Source organism: Marinobacter piscis (assembly GCF_007671655.1).
Lineage (GTDB): Bacteria > Pseudomonadota > Gammaproteobacteria > Pseudomonadales > Oleiphilaceae > Marinobacter > Marinobacter piscensis.
This window is the reverse complement of record NZ_VCGX01000001.1, coordinates 750,198-763,949: the sequence shown is the minus strand read 5'-3', so window position 1 is coordinate 763,949 and position 13,752 is coordinate 750,198. Positions and strand designations below refer to the sequence as shown.

At 54.8% G+C, this 13,752-nt stretch carries 10 protein-coding genes and 1 tRNA gene; 6 read left to right on the top strand and 5 right to left on the bottom strand.

Annotated elements, in window-relative coordinates; translation table 11 throughout:
* Positions 1-67: 67 nt before the first annotated feature.
* The 3 genes from glyQ to FFI95_RS03450 all read left to right on the top strand — a co-directional run bounded on the left by glyQ (position 68) and on the right by FFI95_RS03450 (position 3,403).
* On the top strand, positions 68-1,105 hold the full coding sequence (gene glyQ, locus FFI95_RS03460; RefSeq protein ID WP_144820995.1) for a glycine--tRNA ligase subunit alpha: 1,038 nt from the start codon (positions 68-70) through the stop codon (positions 1,103-1,105).
* A gap of 2 nt (positions 1,106-1,107) precedes the next feature.
* On the top strand, positions 1,108-3,189 hold the full coding sequence (gene glyS / locus FFI95_RS03455; protein WP_144820994.1) for a glycine--tRNA ligase subunit beta: 2,082 nt from the start codon (positions 1,108-1,110) through the stop codon (positions 3,187-3,189).
* A 137-nt stretch (positions 3,190-3,326) separates the two neighbouring features.
* Positions 3,327-3,403: transfer RNA gene (locus FFI95_RS03450), tRNA-Pro, on the top strand.
* Positions 3,404-3,478: 75 nt separating this feature from the next.
* On the opposite strand, the gene FFI95_RS03445 is transcribed toward FFI95_RS03450, so the two are convergent.
* The 4 genes from FFI95_RS03445 to FFI95_RS03430 form a co-directional block, all read right to left on the bottom strand.
* Positions 3,479-4,597 carry an ABC transporter permease gene (locus FFI95_RS03445; RefSeq protein ID WP_144821444.1) on the bottom strand — a complete coding sequence of 373 codons (1,119 nt, stop codon included), beginning with the start codon at positions 4,595-4,597 and terminating at the stop codon, positions 3,479-3,481.
* A gap of 2 nt (positions 4,598-4,599) precedes the next feature.
* A complete protein-coding gene (rbbA, locus tag FFI95_RS03440) occupies positions 4,600-7,380 on the bottom strand; it encodes a ribosome-associated ATPase/putative transporter RbbA (RefSeq protein WP_144820993.1) in 2,781 nt (926 codons plus the stop codon).
* The gene (locus FFI95_RS03435) at positions 7,373-8,371 is read right to left on the bottom strand and encodes an HlyD family secretion protein (RefSeq protein ID WP_144820992.1); all 999 of its coding nucleotides are present in this window, start codon (positions 8,369-8,371) and stop codon (positions 7,373-7,375) included. The genes rbbA and FFI95_RS03435 overlap by 8 nt, the downstream gene beginning before the upstream one ends.
* A gap of 111 nt (positions 8,372-8,482) precedes the next feature.
* On the bottom strand, positions 8,483-10,048 hold the full coding sequence (locus FFI95_RS03430) for a phospholipase D family protein (protein WP_246069352.1): 1,566 nt from the start codon (positions 10,046-10,048) through the stop codon (positions 8,483-8,485).
* 164 nt (positions 10,049-10,212) lie between these two features.
* Here FFI95_RS03430 and FFI95_RS03425 point away from each other — a divergent pair, with 164 nt between their 5' ends.
* From FFI95_RS03425 to FFI95_RS03415, 3 genes are all read left to right on the top strand, one after another.
* Positions 10,213-10,761: a rhodanese-like domain-containing protein gene (locus FFI95_RS03425; protein ID WP_144820991.1), complete on the top strand. Its 549-nt coding sequence runs from the start codon at positions 10,213-10,215 to the stop codon at positions 10,759-10,761.
* Between the two features lie 63 nt (positions 10,762-10,824).
* Complete coding sequence (locus FFI95_RS03420) at positions 10,825-12,435, top strand: tetrathionate reductase family octaheme c-type cytochrome (RefSeq protein WP_144820990.1); 1,611 nt, start codon at positions 10,825-10,827, stop codon at positions 12,433-12,435.
* Positions 12,432-13,043: a cytochrome b/b6 domain-containing protein gene (locus FFI95_RS03415; protein WP_144820989.1), complete on the top strand. Its 612-nt coding sequence runs from the start codon at positions 12,432-12,434 to the stop codon at positions 13,041-13,043. The genes FFI95_RS03420 and FFI95_RS03415 overlap by 4 nt, the downstream gene beginning before the upstream one ends.
* An 84-nt stretch (positions 13,044-13,127) precedes the next feature.
* Here FFI95_RS03415 and FFI95_RS03410 read toward each other — a convergent pair whose 3' ends face one another.
* Complete coding sequence (locus FFI95_RS03410) at positions 13,128-13,571, bottom strand: DsrE family protein (RefSeq protein WP_144820988.1); 444 nt, start codon at positions 13,569-13,571, stop codon at positions 13,128-13,130.
* Positions 13,572-13,752 lie beyond the last annotated feature (181 nt).

The window sequence follows — 13,752 nt, the reverse complement described above, 5'->3', positions numbered from 1 at the left end:
GTGCAGAACTTGCCCGATTTTAACACGCAGAGTGGCCACACACAGACCGAACAAGCAGGCAGACGTTGTGACAGAGAAGGCGACAGACAAGGCAACGAACAGCACCACCCCGGATATCAAGACATTTCAGGGCCTGATCCTGGCCCTGCAGAATTTCTGGGCGCAGCGAGGCTGCGTCGTACTCCAGCCACTGGATATGGAAGTCGGCGCCGGGACCTTTCACCCGGCTACTTTCCTGCGCGCCATAGGCCCGGAAACCTGGAACTCTGCCTATGTGCAGCCCAGCCGCCGCCCGACAGATGGCCGTTACGGTGAAAACCCGAACCGTCTGCAGCATTATTATCAGTTTCAGGTGGTACTCAAGCCTTCGCCCGATAACATCCAGGAAGTCTATCTTGACTCACTGAAAGCTCTGGGGCTTGACCCGCTGGTGCACGATATCCGATTTGTGGAAGATAACTGGGAATCGCCGACCCTTGGGGCCTGGGGCCTGGGCTGGGAGATCTGGCTGAACGGCATGGAAGTCACCCAGTTTACCTACTTCCAGCAGGTGGGTGGTATTGAGTGTTACCCGGTCACCGGTGAGCTTACCTATGGGCTGGAGCGCATTGCCATGTACCTGCAGGGTGTGGACAGTGTTTACGATCTGGTCTGGACAGAAGGCCCGGAAGGCGTCGTCACCTACGGCGATGTTTTTCTCCAGCAGGAAGTGGAAATGTCTACGTACAACTTTGAGTATGCAGACACAGAATTCCTGTTCCACAGCTTTGATGTGCACGAACGTGAAAGCACCCGGCTGATCGAGGCCGGCCTGGCACTGCCTGCCTACGAACAGGTTCTGAAAGCCTCGCACACGTTTAACCTTCTGGACGCCCGCCAGGCAATCTCGGTCACCGAGCGTCAGCGCTTTATTCTGCGTGTGCGCACACTGGCCCGGGCTGTGGCCCAGGCGTATTTCGACAGTCGCCGCAAAGCCGGTTTCCCACTTGCTCCGGAGGCTCTGCGTCAGGAAGTACTGGCAGCGGCCGAGGCCAGTGATAAAAAAGCCAGGGGCAAGAAAGGTAAAAAAGCCAAGCAGGAACAACAGGTAAAGGGGAACGCATAACCATGACAACTCAGGACTTTCTCGTCGAACTGGGCGTTGAAGAGCTGCCTCCGAAAGCGCTCAAATCACTGTCTGATGCGTTCACACAGGGTATTACCGCAGGGCTGAAAGACGCCGGCATTGCCTTCACCAAAGCCGAAGCCTTTGCAGCGCCACGGCGCCTGGCTGTGCGCATTCGTGACCTTGCAGATGCGCAGCCGGACAAACCCGTAGAAAAGCGCGGCCCGGCGGTTAAAGCCGCCTTTGATGACGCGGGCAACCCGACACGGGCCCTGACCGGCTTTGCGAGCTCACTGGGTGTCACACCCGATCAGCTGGATACCCTTGAAACTGACAAGGGTGCCTGGCTGGTGTACCGCACCATTGAACAGGGCAAGCCAACCGTTGATCTGGTCTCCGGACTGGTTGAACAATCACTGGCCGCACTGCCGGTTGCCAAGCGTATGCGCTGGGGGGCTCACAGAACCGAGTTTGTCCGCCCTGTGCATTGGCTGATCATGCTCTATGGCAACAAGGTTATTGATAAGCCCATCATGGAACTGACTCCGGGCAATACCACCCGTGGACACCGTTTCCATTGCCCCAAAGAACTGATCATCCCGACACCGGCTGATTACGAGGTTGTGCTCGAAGAAGAAGGTTATGTTATTGCCGACTTCTCTAAACGCCGGGAACTGATCCGCTCGGGTGTCAGCACGCTTGCAGAAACGGAAGCCGGCGGCCATGCAGTAATAGACGATAACCTGCTGGATGAAGTCACTGGCCTGAACGAATGGCCGGTACCGCTGCTGGGGCGCTTTGAAGAGCGTTTTCTCAAGGTACCGCCGGAGGCTCTGATTTCCTCGATGGAGGAGCATCAGAAATACTTTCACCTGGTGGATGCCGACGGTGAAATGCTGCCCCAGTTCATTACCGTTGCCAACATAGAGAGTAAAGACCCGTCTCAGGTTATCTCCGGTAATGAGAAGGTGATTCGCCCCCGCCTCGCGGATGCTGCGTTTTTCTATGAAGCGGACCGTAAGACCCGGCTGGAAGACCGCATTGAGCGGCTCAAGCCGATCATTTTCCAGGAGAAGCTCGGCAGCGTCTATGACAAGTCCGTTCGGGTAGCGGCGCTGGCAAAGAAAATTGCCACAGCCATTGGCAGTGACCCGGCTCTGGCCGAGCGCGCAGCCATGCTGGCAAAGACCGACCTGGTGACCGAAATGGTGCTGGAGTTCAGCGATCTTCAGGGCATTATGGGTCAGTACTACGCCACCGATGACGGTGAACCGGCAGATGTGGCCAAAGCTCTGAATGAGCAGTACATGCCACGCTTTTCCAAAGACAGCCTGCCCACAACCCTGACCAGCTGCGCGCTGGCCATAGCCGACCGTGTGGATTCGCTGGTGGGGCTGTTCGGAATTGGCCAGCCTCCGTCCGGCACCCGGGATCCGTTTGCGCTGCGCCGGGCCTCTCTGGGGGTATTACGCATTATCATCGAGCGGGAGCTGCCTCTGGATCTGCAGACCTGCTGTGAATGGGCAGAAGAGAACTTTACCAGCCTGACCGAAGACGGCACCGCCTCCAGCGTTGTCGACTATATGCTGGAAAGGTTCCGTGCCTATTACGATGAGCAGGGCATTGGCGCCGAAGTGTATCTTGCGGTACATGCCCGGCGCCCGACCTGCCCGCGGGACTTTGACCGCAGAATCAAAGCCGTGGAAGCGTTCCGGCAGCTGCCTGAGGCGCAGGCGCTGGCCGGCGCTAACAAGCGGGTGTCCAACATTCTGTCGAAGCAGGGCGGCGAAAGCATTGGTGAGACCGTTGATGAGGATCTGCTGCAGGACGCGGCTGAAAAAGACCTGGCGGTAAAGATTGAGCAGCAGGCCGCAAAAACAGGCCCACTGTTTGAGCAGGGTGACTACGCCAGTGCACTGCAGTCTCTGGCCAGCCTGCAGGAGCCCGTAGACGCCTTCTTCAGCGATGTTATGGTAATGGCAGACGATAAAGCCGTGCAAAACAACCGTCTTGCACTGTTGAACCGCCTGCACAACCTGTTCTTGCGGGTTGCGGATATCTCTCTGTTACCTACCTCTGGCTGAACAACACTGCCCACCCTCTGCGCCGGTAAAGGGCTCTTAACACGTGCGATAAGGCATGTGTGAAGACCTGGATTAGCCGGCGCCAGAGGAGGGGGCTGGTAAAAAGCCCGCAAATCCGTATAATACCGGCCGTTGATCGGCGTGTGGCGCAGCTTGGTAGCGCACTTCGTTCGGGACGAAGGGGTCGCAGGTTCGAATCCTGCCACGCCGACCATTTATCCCGCTCTTTCCTCCCTTTCCCACTCAAGTATACGTCCAGACCAAGTCCTTTTTCTGTCCATACCTGGCATCAGATCGATAGATGGCGCCTGAACAGCGCTAGCGCAATACTGAAAAAAACCACTCCAATTCCAGCCAGTGCCAGCATTTCCGGCCACACCACACTCATTCCTGCACCACGGTATAAAATCGACTGGGCCATGCTGACAAAGTGGGTTGTGGGGGCCGCAAGCATAATATCCTGAACCAGACCGGGCATGCTTTCCCTGGGGGTAATGCCGCCAGAGAGTAGCTGCAGAGGGACGATAGTCAGGATCAGCAGAAGACCAAACTGGGGCATAGTGCGAGCTACAGTGCCAATAAGAATGCCAATGGCTGTGGTGGAAAATAGATGAATCAGCGCTCCGATGAAAAACAATACCAAAGAACCCCGTATCGGGACCGCGAGCACTCCCTGGATAATGACCGTTACCGAAAAAATGGCCGCCAGAATCACAACCAGGCCATTGGCCCACACCTTGGACGCCATGATTTCAAACGGTTTAACGGGCATCACCATCAAATGCTCCACCGTACCGTGCTCCCGCTCCCGAATCAGCGCCGCGCCGGACAGAATAATACTGATCAGAGTGATCATGGTGATCAGCTCCATGACTCCACCGAACCAGGTCCCCTCAAGGTTTGGGTTAAAACTTGCACGGACCGTAAGATTAATCGGTAGCACGCCGGTGACACTGTCTTTTCGCAGAAATTCAGCCACCTCCATTGTCACCATTCTTTCGATATAACCGGAACCAATGAATGCCTGGGTCATCCGGGTCGCATCAATGTTCAGTTGCAGACGGACAGGACGCCCACTGCGTATATCACGCTCGAAGCCCTGAGGAATCACCAGTGCGAAGGTGTGGCTGCCACTGTCCAGGACCGAATCAACCTGCTCCAGATCAACAGGATCGGGTTCAAGAAACCAGGGCGCTTGCAAAGAATCGATAACATGCCCCGATAATGCAGTCTGGTCTTCATCCACCACAGCGACGGGCGTGTTGTTCAACTCCATCGAACCGGCCGACCCGGCAGTATATATAACCAGGCTGAAAGCAAGTATTACGAACAAAAACAGCACCTTATCACGCCAGATGCTGCGCAGCTCCTTCATTCCAAGGTTCCAGATATTGACCATAGATCTCATCATTACCGCCCCTGTTTACGAAGCAGAAATACCGACATCAGCGTCAGTACCGGAATAAAGGCTGCCAGCACCAGAAATGCATGCTGCATATCCCCCAGACTCAACCCTTTAGTGAAGACACCGCGGCTGATCTGCAGGAACCAGGTCACCGGCCAGAACTGGCCAATCAGTGCGCCAGCCCCTTCCAGAGACGACACTGGCTCGGTAACCCCCGAAAACTGTATGGTCGGGAGTATAGTGACGACAGCCGTAGCGGCCAGCGCCGCCGTCTGAGTAGAAGCGAAAGCTGAAATAACCAGCCCGAGGCCGGTTGTGGCCGTTACGAACAGCAGAGCGCCCAGAGTCAGCGTCAACACACCACCTTTAACAGGCACCTCAAAAAGGAAGATCGCCAGCAGTACCAGACTGAAATAGCTCACCATGCTGAAAGCAATATAAGGCAGCTGCTTACCTAACAGGAACTCCAGCCGGTTCACCGGAGTTACATACAGATTGGTGATTGATCCCAACTCTTTTTCACGCACAACACCCAATGCCATCAGGATAGCCGGAATAAACACAAGCAAAATCGGGATAACCGCGGGCACCATGGCATCCAGGCTACGAAAGCCCTGGTTATAGCGGTAGCGGGACTCAATGGTAACCAGGCTAATATCGGGTACGGAGCCGTAGGTACGCATAGCCAGGTCTTTCATATAGTTCAGGTGCAAACCCTGTATGTACCCCTGAATCGTTTCGCCCCGAAACGGCATGGCGCCATCCACCCATACTGCAATATCTGCCGGACGGCCACGCTTGAGATCCTGACCAAACCCGGGGGGTATCACCAGAACCAGACTGAGCTCGCCTGACTGCATCCGACGCTCCAGATCTGCCATATCGGCAACAGCCGGTTGCTCGATAAAATAACGGGATCCGGATACGGCCGTTATATAGTCACGGCTCTGGGTGGTCTGATCCTGATCAAGAACGGAAAACGGAAGGTCTTCTACATCCAGAGTAATGCCGTAACCCAGAATAACCATCAATAAGGCAGAACCTATGAAGGCAAACGACATGCGGACAGGATCACGCAGTAACTCCCGGACTTCACGCCGGGCATATGCCATAAGCCTTCTTGGACTGAACAGCTTCCAGCGTGGTTGTGCGGTATTATCAGTTGGCAACCTGCCGCCACTTTTGCTTTCAGGCTCTTTGTAGACAGTTTCGAGCGTCTGAATGAAAGCACCTTCCAGATTTTCTGTACCTGCCTGCTGCACCAGAGCTGCAGGGGTATCGCAGGCCAGAACTTCACCAGCATGCATCAGCGATATCCGGTCGCAGCGCTCACCTTCGTTCATGAAGTGGGTGGAAATAAAGATAGTAACGCCATCTTCCCGGGACAGTCGCAACAGTAAATCCCAAAAGCGATTGCGGGCATCAGGGTCCACGCCCGAGGTGGGCTCATCCAGAATCAGTAATTCCGGCGAGTGCACGACTGCCACTGCCAAAGACAAACGCTGACGAACACCCAGCGGTAAATCACCGGCGAGCTGATCCATCACATCGGCTAAACCGAACTCCTCAACCAGCTCGTCAACTCTGGGCTGAATACTCTCTGGCGGAAGGTGGAACAACTTGGCATGAAGCACCAGGTTCTGGTGCACGGTCAGCTCACTGTACAGCGAAAAGGACTGGGTCATGTAACCCACCCGTCGACGGGTATCCAGATCCCGGGAGTCCAGTGGTGAGCCAAACAGGAATACTTCGCCTTCAGAAGGCGGGAGCAGGCCTGTCAGCATTTTCATGGTGGTGGTTTTGCCGCACCCATTGGAGCCCAGAAAACCGAAAATTTCACCTTTGGGAATGGTGAAACTGACATCTTTCACTGCTGTGAAGTCGCCAAAGCGAAGGGTCAGGTTATGGGCTTCTATGGCAGGAACGCCATCATTTTTTGTTGCAGGTGCGGCTTCCGCTTTGGCTTTACGGCGACTGTCTGTGGTTTCCTTACCATCTTCATCCTCCTGACTGCCCCGGGGGGACAAGGCCGTAAACGCGTCATCCAGAGTATCTGTGCCGGTTTCCTGTTTCAGTTCCTGTGGTGAACCAGTGGCCAGTACAGTGCCGTGATTCATAGCAATCAGCCAGTCGTAGCGCTCAGCTTCTTCCATGTAGGCCGTGGCAACAAGCACACTCATGCCTGACTGCTGGTGCCGGATCGAGTCGATCAGATCCCAGAAGTGCGCGCGTGCGAGTGGATCTACACCGGTGGTTGGTTCATCCAGAATCAGAAGCTCAGGACTGTGAATCAGGGCACAACAAAGACCCAGTTTCTGTTTCATGCCACCAGAGAGCTTACCGGCGGGTCGATCCCTAAAGTCCAGCAGGCCTGTTGCGTCCAGCAAGCGATCAATCTGCTGGGTGCGAGCCTCTCCTTTTAGTCCGAACAGGTCGGCAAAAAACTCAATGTTCTCATCTATCGTAAGAGTGTGATAAAGATTGCCACCCAATCCCTGAGGCATATAGGCGATGCGCGGAGCGGCTTCACTGCGAAAGCGCGTATCGGCCATATTGCCACCCAATACCTGCAACTGGCCTTGCTGCAACTCCCGAGCACCTGCCACCAGCCCCAACAAGGTGGATTTGCCCACACCGTCTGGCCCGATCAGGCCCACCATACACCCGGCGGGTAAGTCCAGACAGACATTTTCCAGGGCGGTACGGGCGCCATAGTAGTGGCTTATGGACGTCAGCCGGGCAACCGGACCTGCACCCGAAGTCTCGACATTACGCTGATTACTCATTGGGCAGGTTCACCTGCAACTGTTCCGGCCAGGGCTGGCTTTCATCGGTACGAACGTAGGCCTCACCCGGTACGCCTGTTTTTACCCGGTCACGGTAGGCATTCAGCAATTCCGGATTGATACGAATACGCACGCGAAACATAAGCTTCTCCCGCTCGCTGCGGGTTTCCACTGCTTTCGGTGTGAACTGCGCCTCGGCAGCCACAAAACTTACCTCGGCCGGGACCACATAATCAGGCAAGGCATCCAGGATAATACGCGCCTCGGAGCCAACCCGGACCCTGCCGGCCTGAGCAGTAGGCAGGAAAATGGTGAGATAAACATCGGTTACATCGATGACCGTTGCAACCTTGCCTCCGGCCGCCAGCACCTCGCCCGGCTCAGCCAGCCGGTATAACACTCGACCACCGACCGGGCTGTTCAGGTGACTGTCGTCAATGGTGGATTGCACCTTGCGGATACTGGCTCTTGCAGCCTCAATACCGGCGCGCGCCGAAGCCACCTGAACACGGGAGGCCTGCAATGCCGCCTGGCTGGTTTCCAGTGCGGTCCGGGCACGGTCAAGCTGCTCCCGGGAAACATGTCCTTTGTCCACCAAAGCTTCGATCCGGCCCAGCTCAGCCCGGGCCAGCCGGAGTTCACTTTCACGCTGAACAACAACCGCTTCGGCCAGATGACGGGCTTCAATTGCCTGGTTCAGGTTGGCCTCGGCCGACGCCAGGGTCGCCTGTAATTCATCGGTGTCCATCTCAGCCACCGGGTTGCCGGCATCAATCAAGTCACCCTCAGCTACAAACAGACTCTCCAGGCGGCCTGGGATACGCGTAGCAATGTCTACCTGGGTTGCTTCGATACGGCCATTACCAGAGGCAACATACTCCGGAAGGCTGTCACTATCAGGAAGGAACTGCCACGCAAGAATGGCAGCCGCAGCGATAACACCAAGAGCAATCAGTAGTTTCTGGCGATTTCTGGAGCTTGAACCGGACATTTTTCTTCCTTGATGGGGGATGAGTGTCAATGTGAATAATAGTTAGGTTGTTACCAGTATAGCAATCGTTTTTACTGCGCGACTGACCCGCATCAAAAGCCTGTATAACGGTTACAACAGAGCTTCTATGGGCAGCAGAGCAAAAAATGAAACCAGCAGCCGTTTGAGCGGCCCGGTTCCCGGGTCGTGGCTGTGTCGCGTTACCTCGTCCCCGTTATACTCCAGCCACTGCAGATCGCCGTTATCATCCAGAACCAGTTCATAGGCCGTATCGCGGGTTTGCTCCCGGACCCTTGCCTCCATTTCCTGAGCCAGCTCCGGGTTTTCAATAATAAAGCCCAGTTCGGTGTTGGTATGCACTGATCGGGGGTCGAAGTTAAACGAACCGACAAACAGCCTTTCACCGTCAATTGCGAAGGTTTTTGCATGCAGACTGGAGGAGGAGCTGCCCATCAGGCTGTTTTGTAACTGACGCTCTACAGACTCGGTTCCAGGCAGCTTACGCCGCTCAAACAATTGCACACCGGCCTCCAGCAGAGGCTTGCGGTACTTTGCATAACCAGAGTGCACCATGGCCACATCGTTGGCTTCCAGCGAGTTGGTCAGCACGCGCACCTCAATACCCTGGCGCTCCAGATTACGGAACATTTCCACACCGGCTTTGGTCGGAATAAAGTAAGGAGACACCAGAGTGACTGAATGCTCAGGGGTTCCCATTGCCTCTGCCAGCTGCCGGCTCATAAGGCCGTTTTTTGGCTTCTTTCCCAGCACTTTGGCCGGATCATCACTGACCATGGAGACCGGCGCCCAGGTAAACTCCAGGGTGCCGTCCAGTAACGTTTTCAGGAATTCGGATTCCGCTACGGCGCACACATACCGGCTGGCCTCAGTACGGGTGCTGCATTCTCTCGCTGTATCCACAACCCAGGCCAGATCCGGCTCTTCCGGTTCAGGCAGAATGGCTGCGGCCGGGTATGCCGAAGCGCTCGACCAATAGCGGTCAAAATCATCAGAAAGCTCATTCACCACGGGCCCGATAGCCAGAACATCAAGGTCGGCAAACAATGCGCCCTGCGCAGCACCAAAGTACTCATCAGCAACATTCCGCCCACCAATAATGGTTGCCTGGTTATCAGCCGTGAAGGATTTGTTATGCATGCGGTGATTCAGGCGTGGGAAACTGGTCAGAAAACCAATCCATTTGGGACTACGCACAACAAACGGATTGAACAGACGTACCTCTATATTCGCGTGGGTATCCAGGGCGGCAAGGGGCTTATCAAGCCCGGCGATGCCATTATCGTCCAGCAGAAGCCGCACACGCACTCCACGCTCTGCGGCCCGGTAAAGTACATCAAGCAGCATTATGCCGGTGATATCGTACCGCCATATGTAGTACTGCACATCCAGTGTGGCCTCTGCCCCTTCAGCCAACAACATCCGCGCTGCAAAGGCATCATAGGCATCTTCAAGCAGTACAACCCCACTCTTGTCCGGATGTGCCTGCACGAGGGGCGTAATGGCACGCCCGATACGGGTATTTGCCGCTTGCTCAGCCGACAACGCCCGGCTTTGTGTACGGTCTGAGATAGAGGGCAATGCACACCCACTGATCGCCAGTACAACAACAAGAATGGATACTACGCCCGGACAACGCCAGTTGGGCCAGATTAACACGTGAAAAATTCCCCCTGATCAGAAAGCGCTAGTGTAGCAGCTCTTGCACCGCTCTATTGACCCCGATCAAACCCGTTATTATAAGCTTATTCATTTAATTGATACCTTTACCTCTTCAGGAGTATGGTAGGGACTGTATCGCACCCTTTTTTCAGGAGAAAACGATGAAACTTTTATTGGCGGCCCTTCTCATAACCCTGGGACTGAGCGCTCACGCTTCAGCAGATGAAGCGCTATCCCTGACTGCACAGGAAACCTACAACCTGGTCCAGGAAAAAGGCGATCAGATCCTGTTTGTTGATGTGCGTGACCCCGTGGAAATCATGTTCATTGGCTTTACCGATGTTGTCGACATAAACATCCCGTTTATGCTTGCAGACCGGACCTCTTTTCTGGCGGACAAAGGCCGGTTTGCCATGAGCCGCAACCCGGAGTTTGCTGCGGGTATTGAGCAGGCGCTGAAGGATAAAGGCCTGAGTAGTGATGCTCTGATTATCACCATGTGTCGTTCCGGCTCCAGCCGTGGGAAGCCCAGTGCGGACTACCTGCTGGAAAACGGTTTCAGTAATGTGAAATACATCGATCATGGCTTTCAGGGCAGTGGTGCCAAAGATGGTAAAAAAGCGGGCATGCGGATTGTAAATGGCTGGCAGAATGCGGGGCTGCCCTGGTCCATGAAGCTGAACCCGGAAAAAATCTACCTGCCGGAATAAACGTAGCACTGGCAAGACGTGAATAGTGACTTAAACTGACAATAAAACAATCAGGAGAGCGTCATGATCAGGCTGATCACAACCCGGCCGTGCCGGATTCCGGTGATGAGTTTTCTGGGAGCCCTGTTACTTCTCACAGGCGGCCCTGGAACGGCTGCCATTGAGCGCTCTCCGGCCACTGCGGATCACAGCAAATTTGAATCCCTCAAAGGTCCTTTTGACACTGCCAGTGACGTAACCAGCGCCTGCCTGGAATGCCATACTGAAGCGGCGGGCCAGATCAAGGAAACCACCCACTGGACCTGGCTCTACAAACATGCAGAAACCGGGCAGACACTGGGAAAAAACCAGGTAATTAACAGCTTTTGTGGCATGGCGGTTACCAACGAGCCCAGATGTACATCCTGCCACGTCGGCTACGGCTGGAAAGACATGCGACAGCCGCCACCGGAAGTTGACTCTGCTGTGGACTGCCTTGTATGCCACGATACAACCGGCGGTTACAAGAAGTTCCCCACTCTGGCGGGTGACCCCACCTATATCCCCAGGGAGTGGCCCAAAGGCAGTGGCAACATGGTTCAGCCGCCGGACTTGCCGGATATTGCCCGTAACGTTGGGGCTACAGGCCGTGCTAACTGTGGCAGTTGCCACTTTTACGGCGGCGGAGGCGACGGTGTAAAACACGGTGACCTCGATTCCTCCCTGGTATCACCCGAAACCTCCCTGGACGTACACATGTCTCCCGACGGTGCGGATTTCAGCTGCTCCGACTGCCACACCACCTGGGGCCACAGTGTTTCCGGCAGTCGCTATCAGGTAAACGCAAAAGATACCCTGGGGATTGATACGCCCGGTCACACCGATCTGAGCCGGGCAAGCTGTGAGTCCTGTCATGGTGACCAGCCCCACAACAAGACAAAACTGAACGATCATGTAGACAAGCTGGCCTGCCAGACCTGTCATGTCCCGGCCTTCGCCCGGGGCGGCGTACCAACCAAGATGTGGTGGGACTGGTCGACTGCCGGCAAGCTCGATGAAAACAAAAAACCAATCACGACCTATGATGAAGCGGGCCATGTGAGCTACCTGAGCGAAAAGGGTGATTTCCGCCACGGTGAAAATGTGGTGCCTTACTACGCCTGGTTTGATGGCACCGTTGAATACACCATGGTTGATGAGCAGTTCGATATTGATAACCCGCCGCTGGAAATCAACCGGCTGGACGGCGAACCGGGTGATCCTGCATCGCGCATCTGGCCCTTCAAGCAGATGCGTGGCAAACAGCCTTTTGATACCGAATATAAAACGCTGTTGGCCACTCACGTCTTTGGTGCCGATGATTCCTCGCTCTGGAGTAACTACGACTGGCCTAAAGCCCTGCAGTTCGCCAGTGAAAAGTCCGGTCTGCCGTTCAGTGGCAACTTCGACTTTATTGAAACCAGGATGTACTGGCCGATTACTCATATGGTACCAACGGCGGATCAGGCCCTGCGCTGCAGCTCATGCCATTCAGAGAAAAGTCGCCTGGCGGGTATTGGCGGTATTTATATGCCAGGACATAGCAGTAACGCCTGGCTGAATCGTATCGGGTGGCTGGTAGTGGCACTGACCCTGGCCGGAGTTGTCATCCACGCCCTTGCCCGAGTGCTATTCAGAAGGAGGAAACAGTCATGAGCCGGGTAATGATATTCAAGCGCTTTGAGCGTTTCTGGCACTGGTTTCAGGCTTTACTGATTTTCAGCCTGCTGATTACCGGCTTTGAAATCCACGGCAGCTATTCGCTACTGGGCTTTGGTGATGCCACACGGTTGCACACCATCGCAGCCTGGTCACTGATCGTACTCTGGCTATTTGCCATCTTCTGGCATATTACTACCGGGGAATGGCGCCAGTATGTGCCCACTCGCGATGGCCTGTTTGCGGTAATGCATTACTACCTGATTGGCACTTTTACCGGTGCTGAACACCCGTATCGTAAAACCAGCAAAGCCAAGCACAACCCGCTGCAGCGGTTGGCTTACCTGTTTTTCAAACTGATAATTTCACCCATTATCTGGGTGAGTGGCCTGTTGTATCTTTTTTATAGCGACTGGCCGGCGATGCTGGCAGGCGCGCTCAACCTTGAAACCGTCGCACTGGTGCATACGGCTGCGGCCTTTGCCATGCTGGTTTTCATTATTGCCCACGTGTATATGACAACAATGGGCCATACGCTGACCAGTCACATTAAACCTATGGTGACAGGCTACGAAGACCTGGATGAGCCTGCTGGAAAGTCCTGAAAACGGACCAGACGCCCACAAAAAAGCCGGCCCTCAAATGCAAGAGGGCCGGCTTTTTATCGCTTATCAGACTGCGAAAGCGTTTCAGAAGGTAAAGGTACGCATATCCGGGTTAAGCATCTGACCTGCCATTTCTGGTGGCATGGCGACACCCACACCGTCAATCAGATCGTCTTTACTGTAATCACTGTTGGGCAGATAAAGAGCGCAAACATTGGCAGTACCACCCTGTTTCAGCAGGCCACGCAACATTTGACCGGGGGTAAGGTCCTTTGGCTTGAGAGGACTGGCTTCGTAGTTTTTCAACGCCAGATCGCCTGCTTTGTCACATAGCAGAACGTTCACCTTTGCGCCCTGCTGGGCCATGGTATTAGAAAGAACCATTGCCATGCCCTGGGTTTGCAGGGAGTCGCTTGAAAGAATTACCAGTACTTCCTCAACCATGTCCTGATCTCCTGAAGCCTGAACGCTGATGGGAGCAACGGCAACCAGCGCCGCCGCTATAAGTGCCTTGAATGTTCTGATCATAGCAGGTGCCCTTTGTCATTTAACCTTGAATGCTCTCACACTGTAGACTTGGCATATGCTTTATTCAGTGACAAAGTCACCTTCAGATAAATCTGATCGAAAACCGTGATTCACCAAATGTCACAAATTATTAAATCACGATCTGTTAGCATCTCATTGCTGGCCCCACCAAGGACCCCGA

Excerpts from the sequence above, each read along its gene's own strand:
- glyS (WP_144820994.1), top strand. The coding sequence starts at position 1,108 with ATGACAACTCAGGACTTTCTCGTCGAACTGGGCGTTGAAGAGCTGCCT.
- FFI95_RS03445 (WP_144821444.1), bottom strand. The coding sequence starts at position 4,597 with ATGAGATCTATGGTCAATATCTGGAACCTTGGAATGAAGGAGCTGCGC.
- rbbA (WP_144820993.1), bottom strand. The coding sequence starts at position 7,380 with ATGAGTAATCAGCGTAATGTCGAGACTTCGGGTGCAGGTCCGGTTGCC.
- FFI95_RS03435 (WP_144820992.1), bottom strand. The coding sequence starts at position 8,371 with ATGTCCGGTTCAAGCTCCAGAAATCGCCAGAAACTACTGATTGCTCTT.
- FFI95_RS03425 (WP_144820991.1), top strand. The coding sequence starts at position 10,213 with ATGAAACTTTTATTGGCGGCCCTTCTCATAACCCTGGGACTGAGCGCT.
- FFI95_RS03420 (WP_144820990.1), top strand. The coding sequence starts at position 10,825 with ATGATCAGGCTGATCACAACCCGGCCGTGCCGGATTCCGGTGATGAGT.
- FFI95_RS03415 (WP_144820989.1), top strand. The coding sequence starts at position 12,432 with ATGAGCCGGGTAATGATATTCAAGCGCTTTGAGCGTTTCTGGCACTGG.
- FFI95_RS03410 (WP_144820988.1), bottom strand. The coding sequence starts at position 13,571 with ATGATCAGAACATTCAAGGCACTTATAGCGGCGGCGCTGGTTGCCGTT.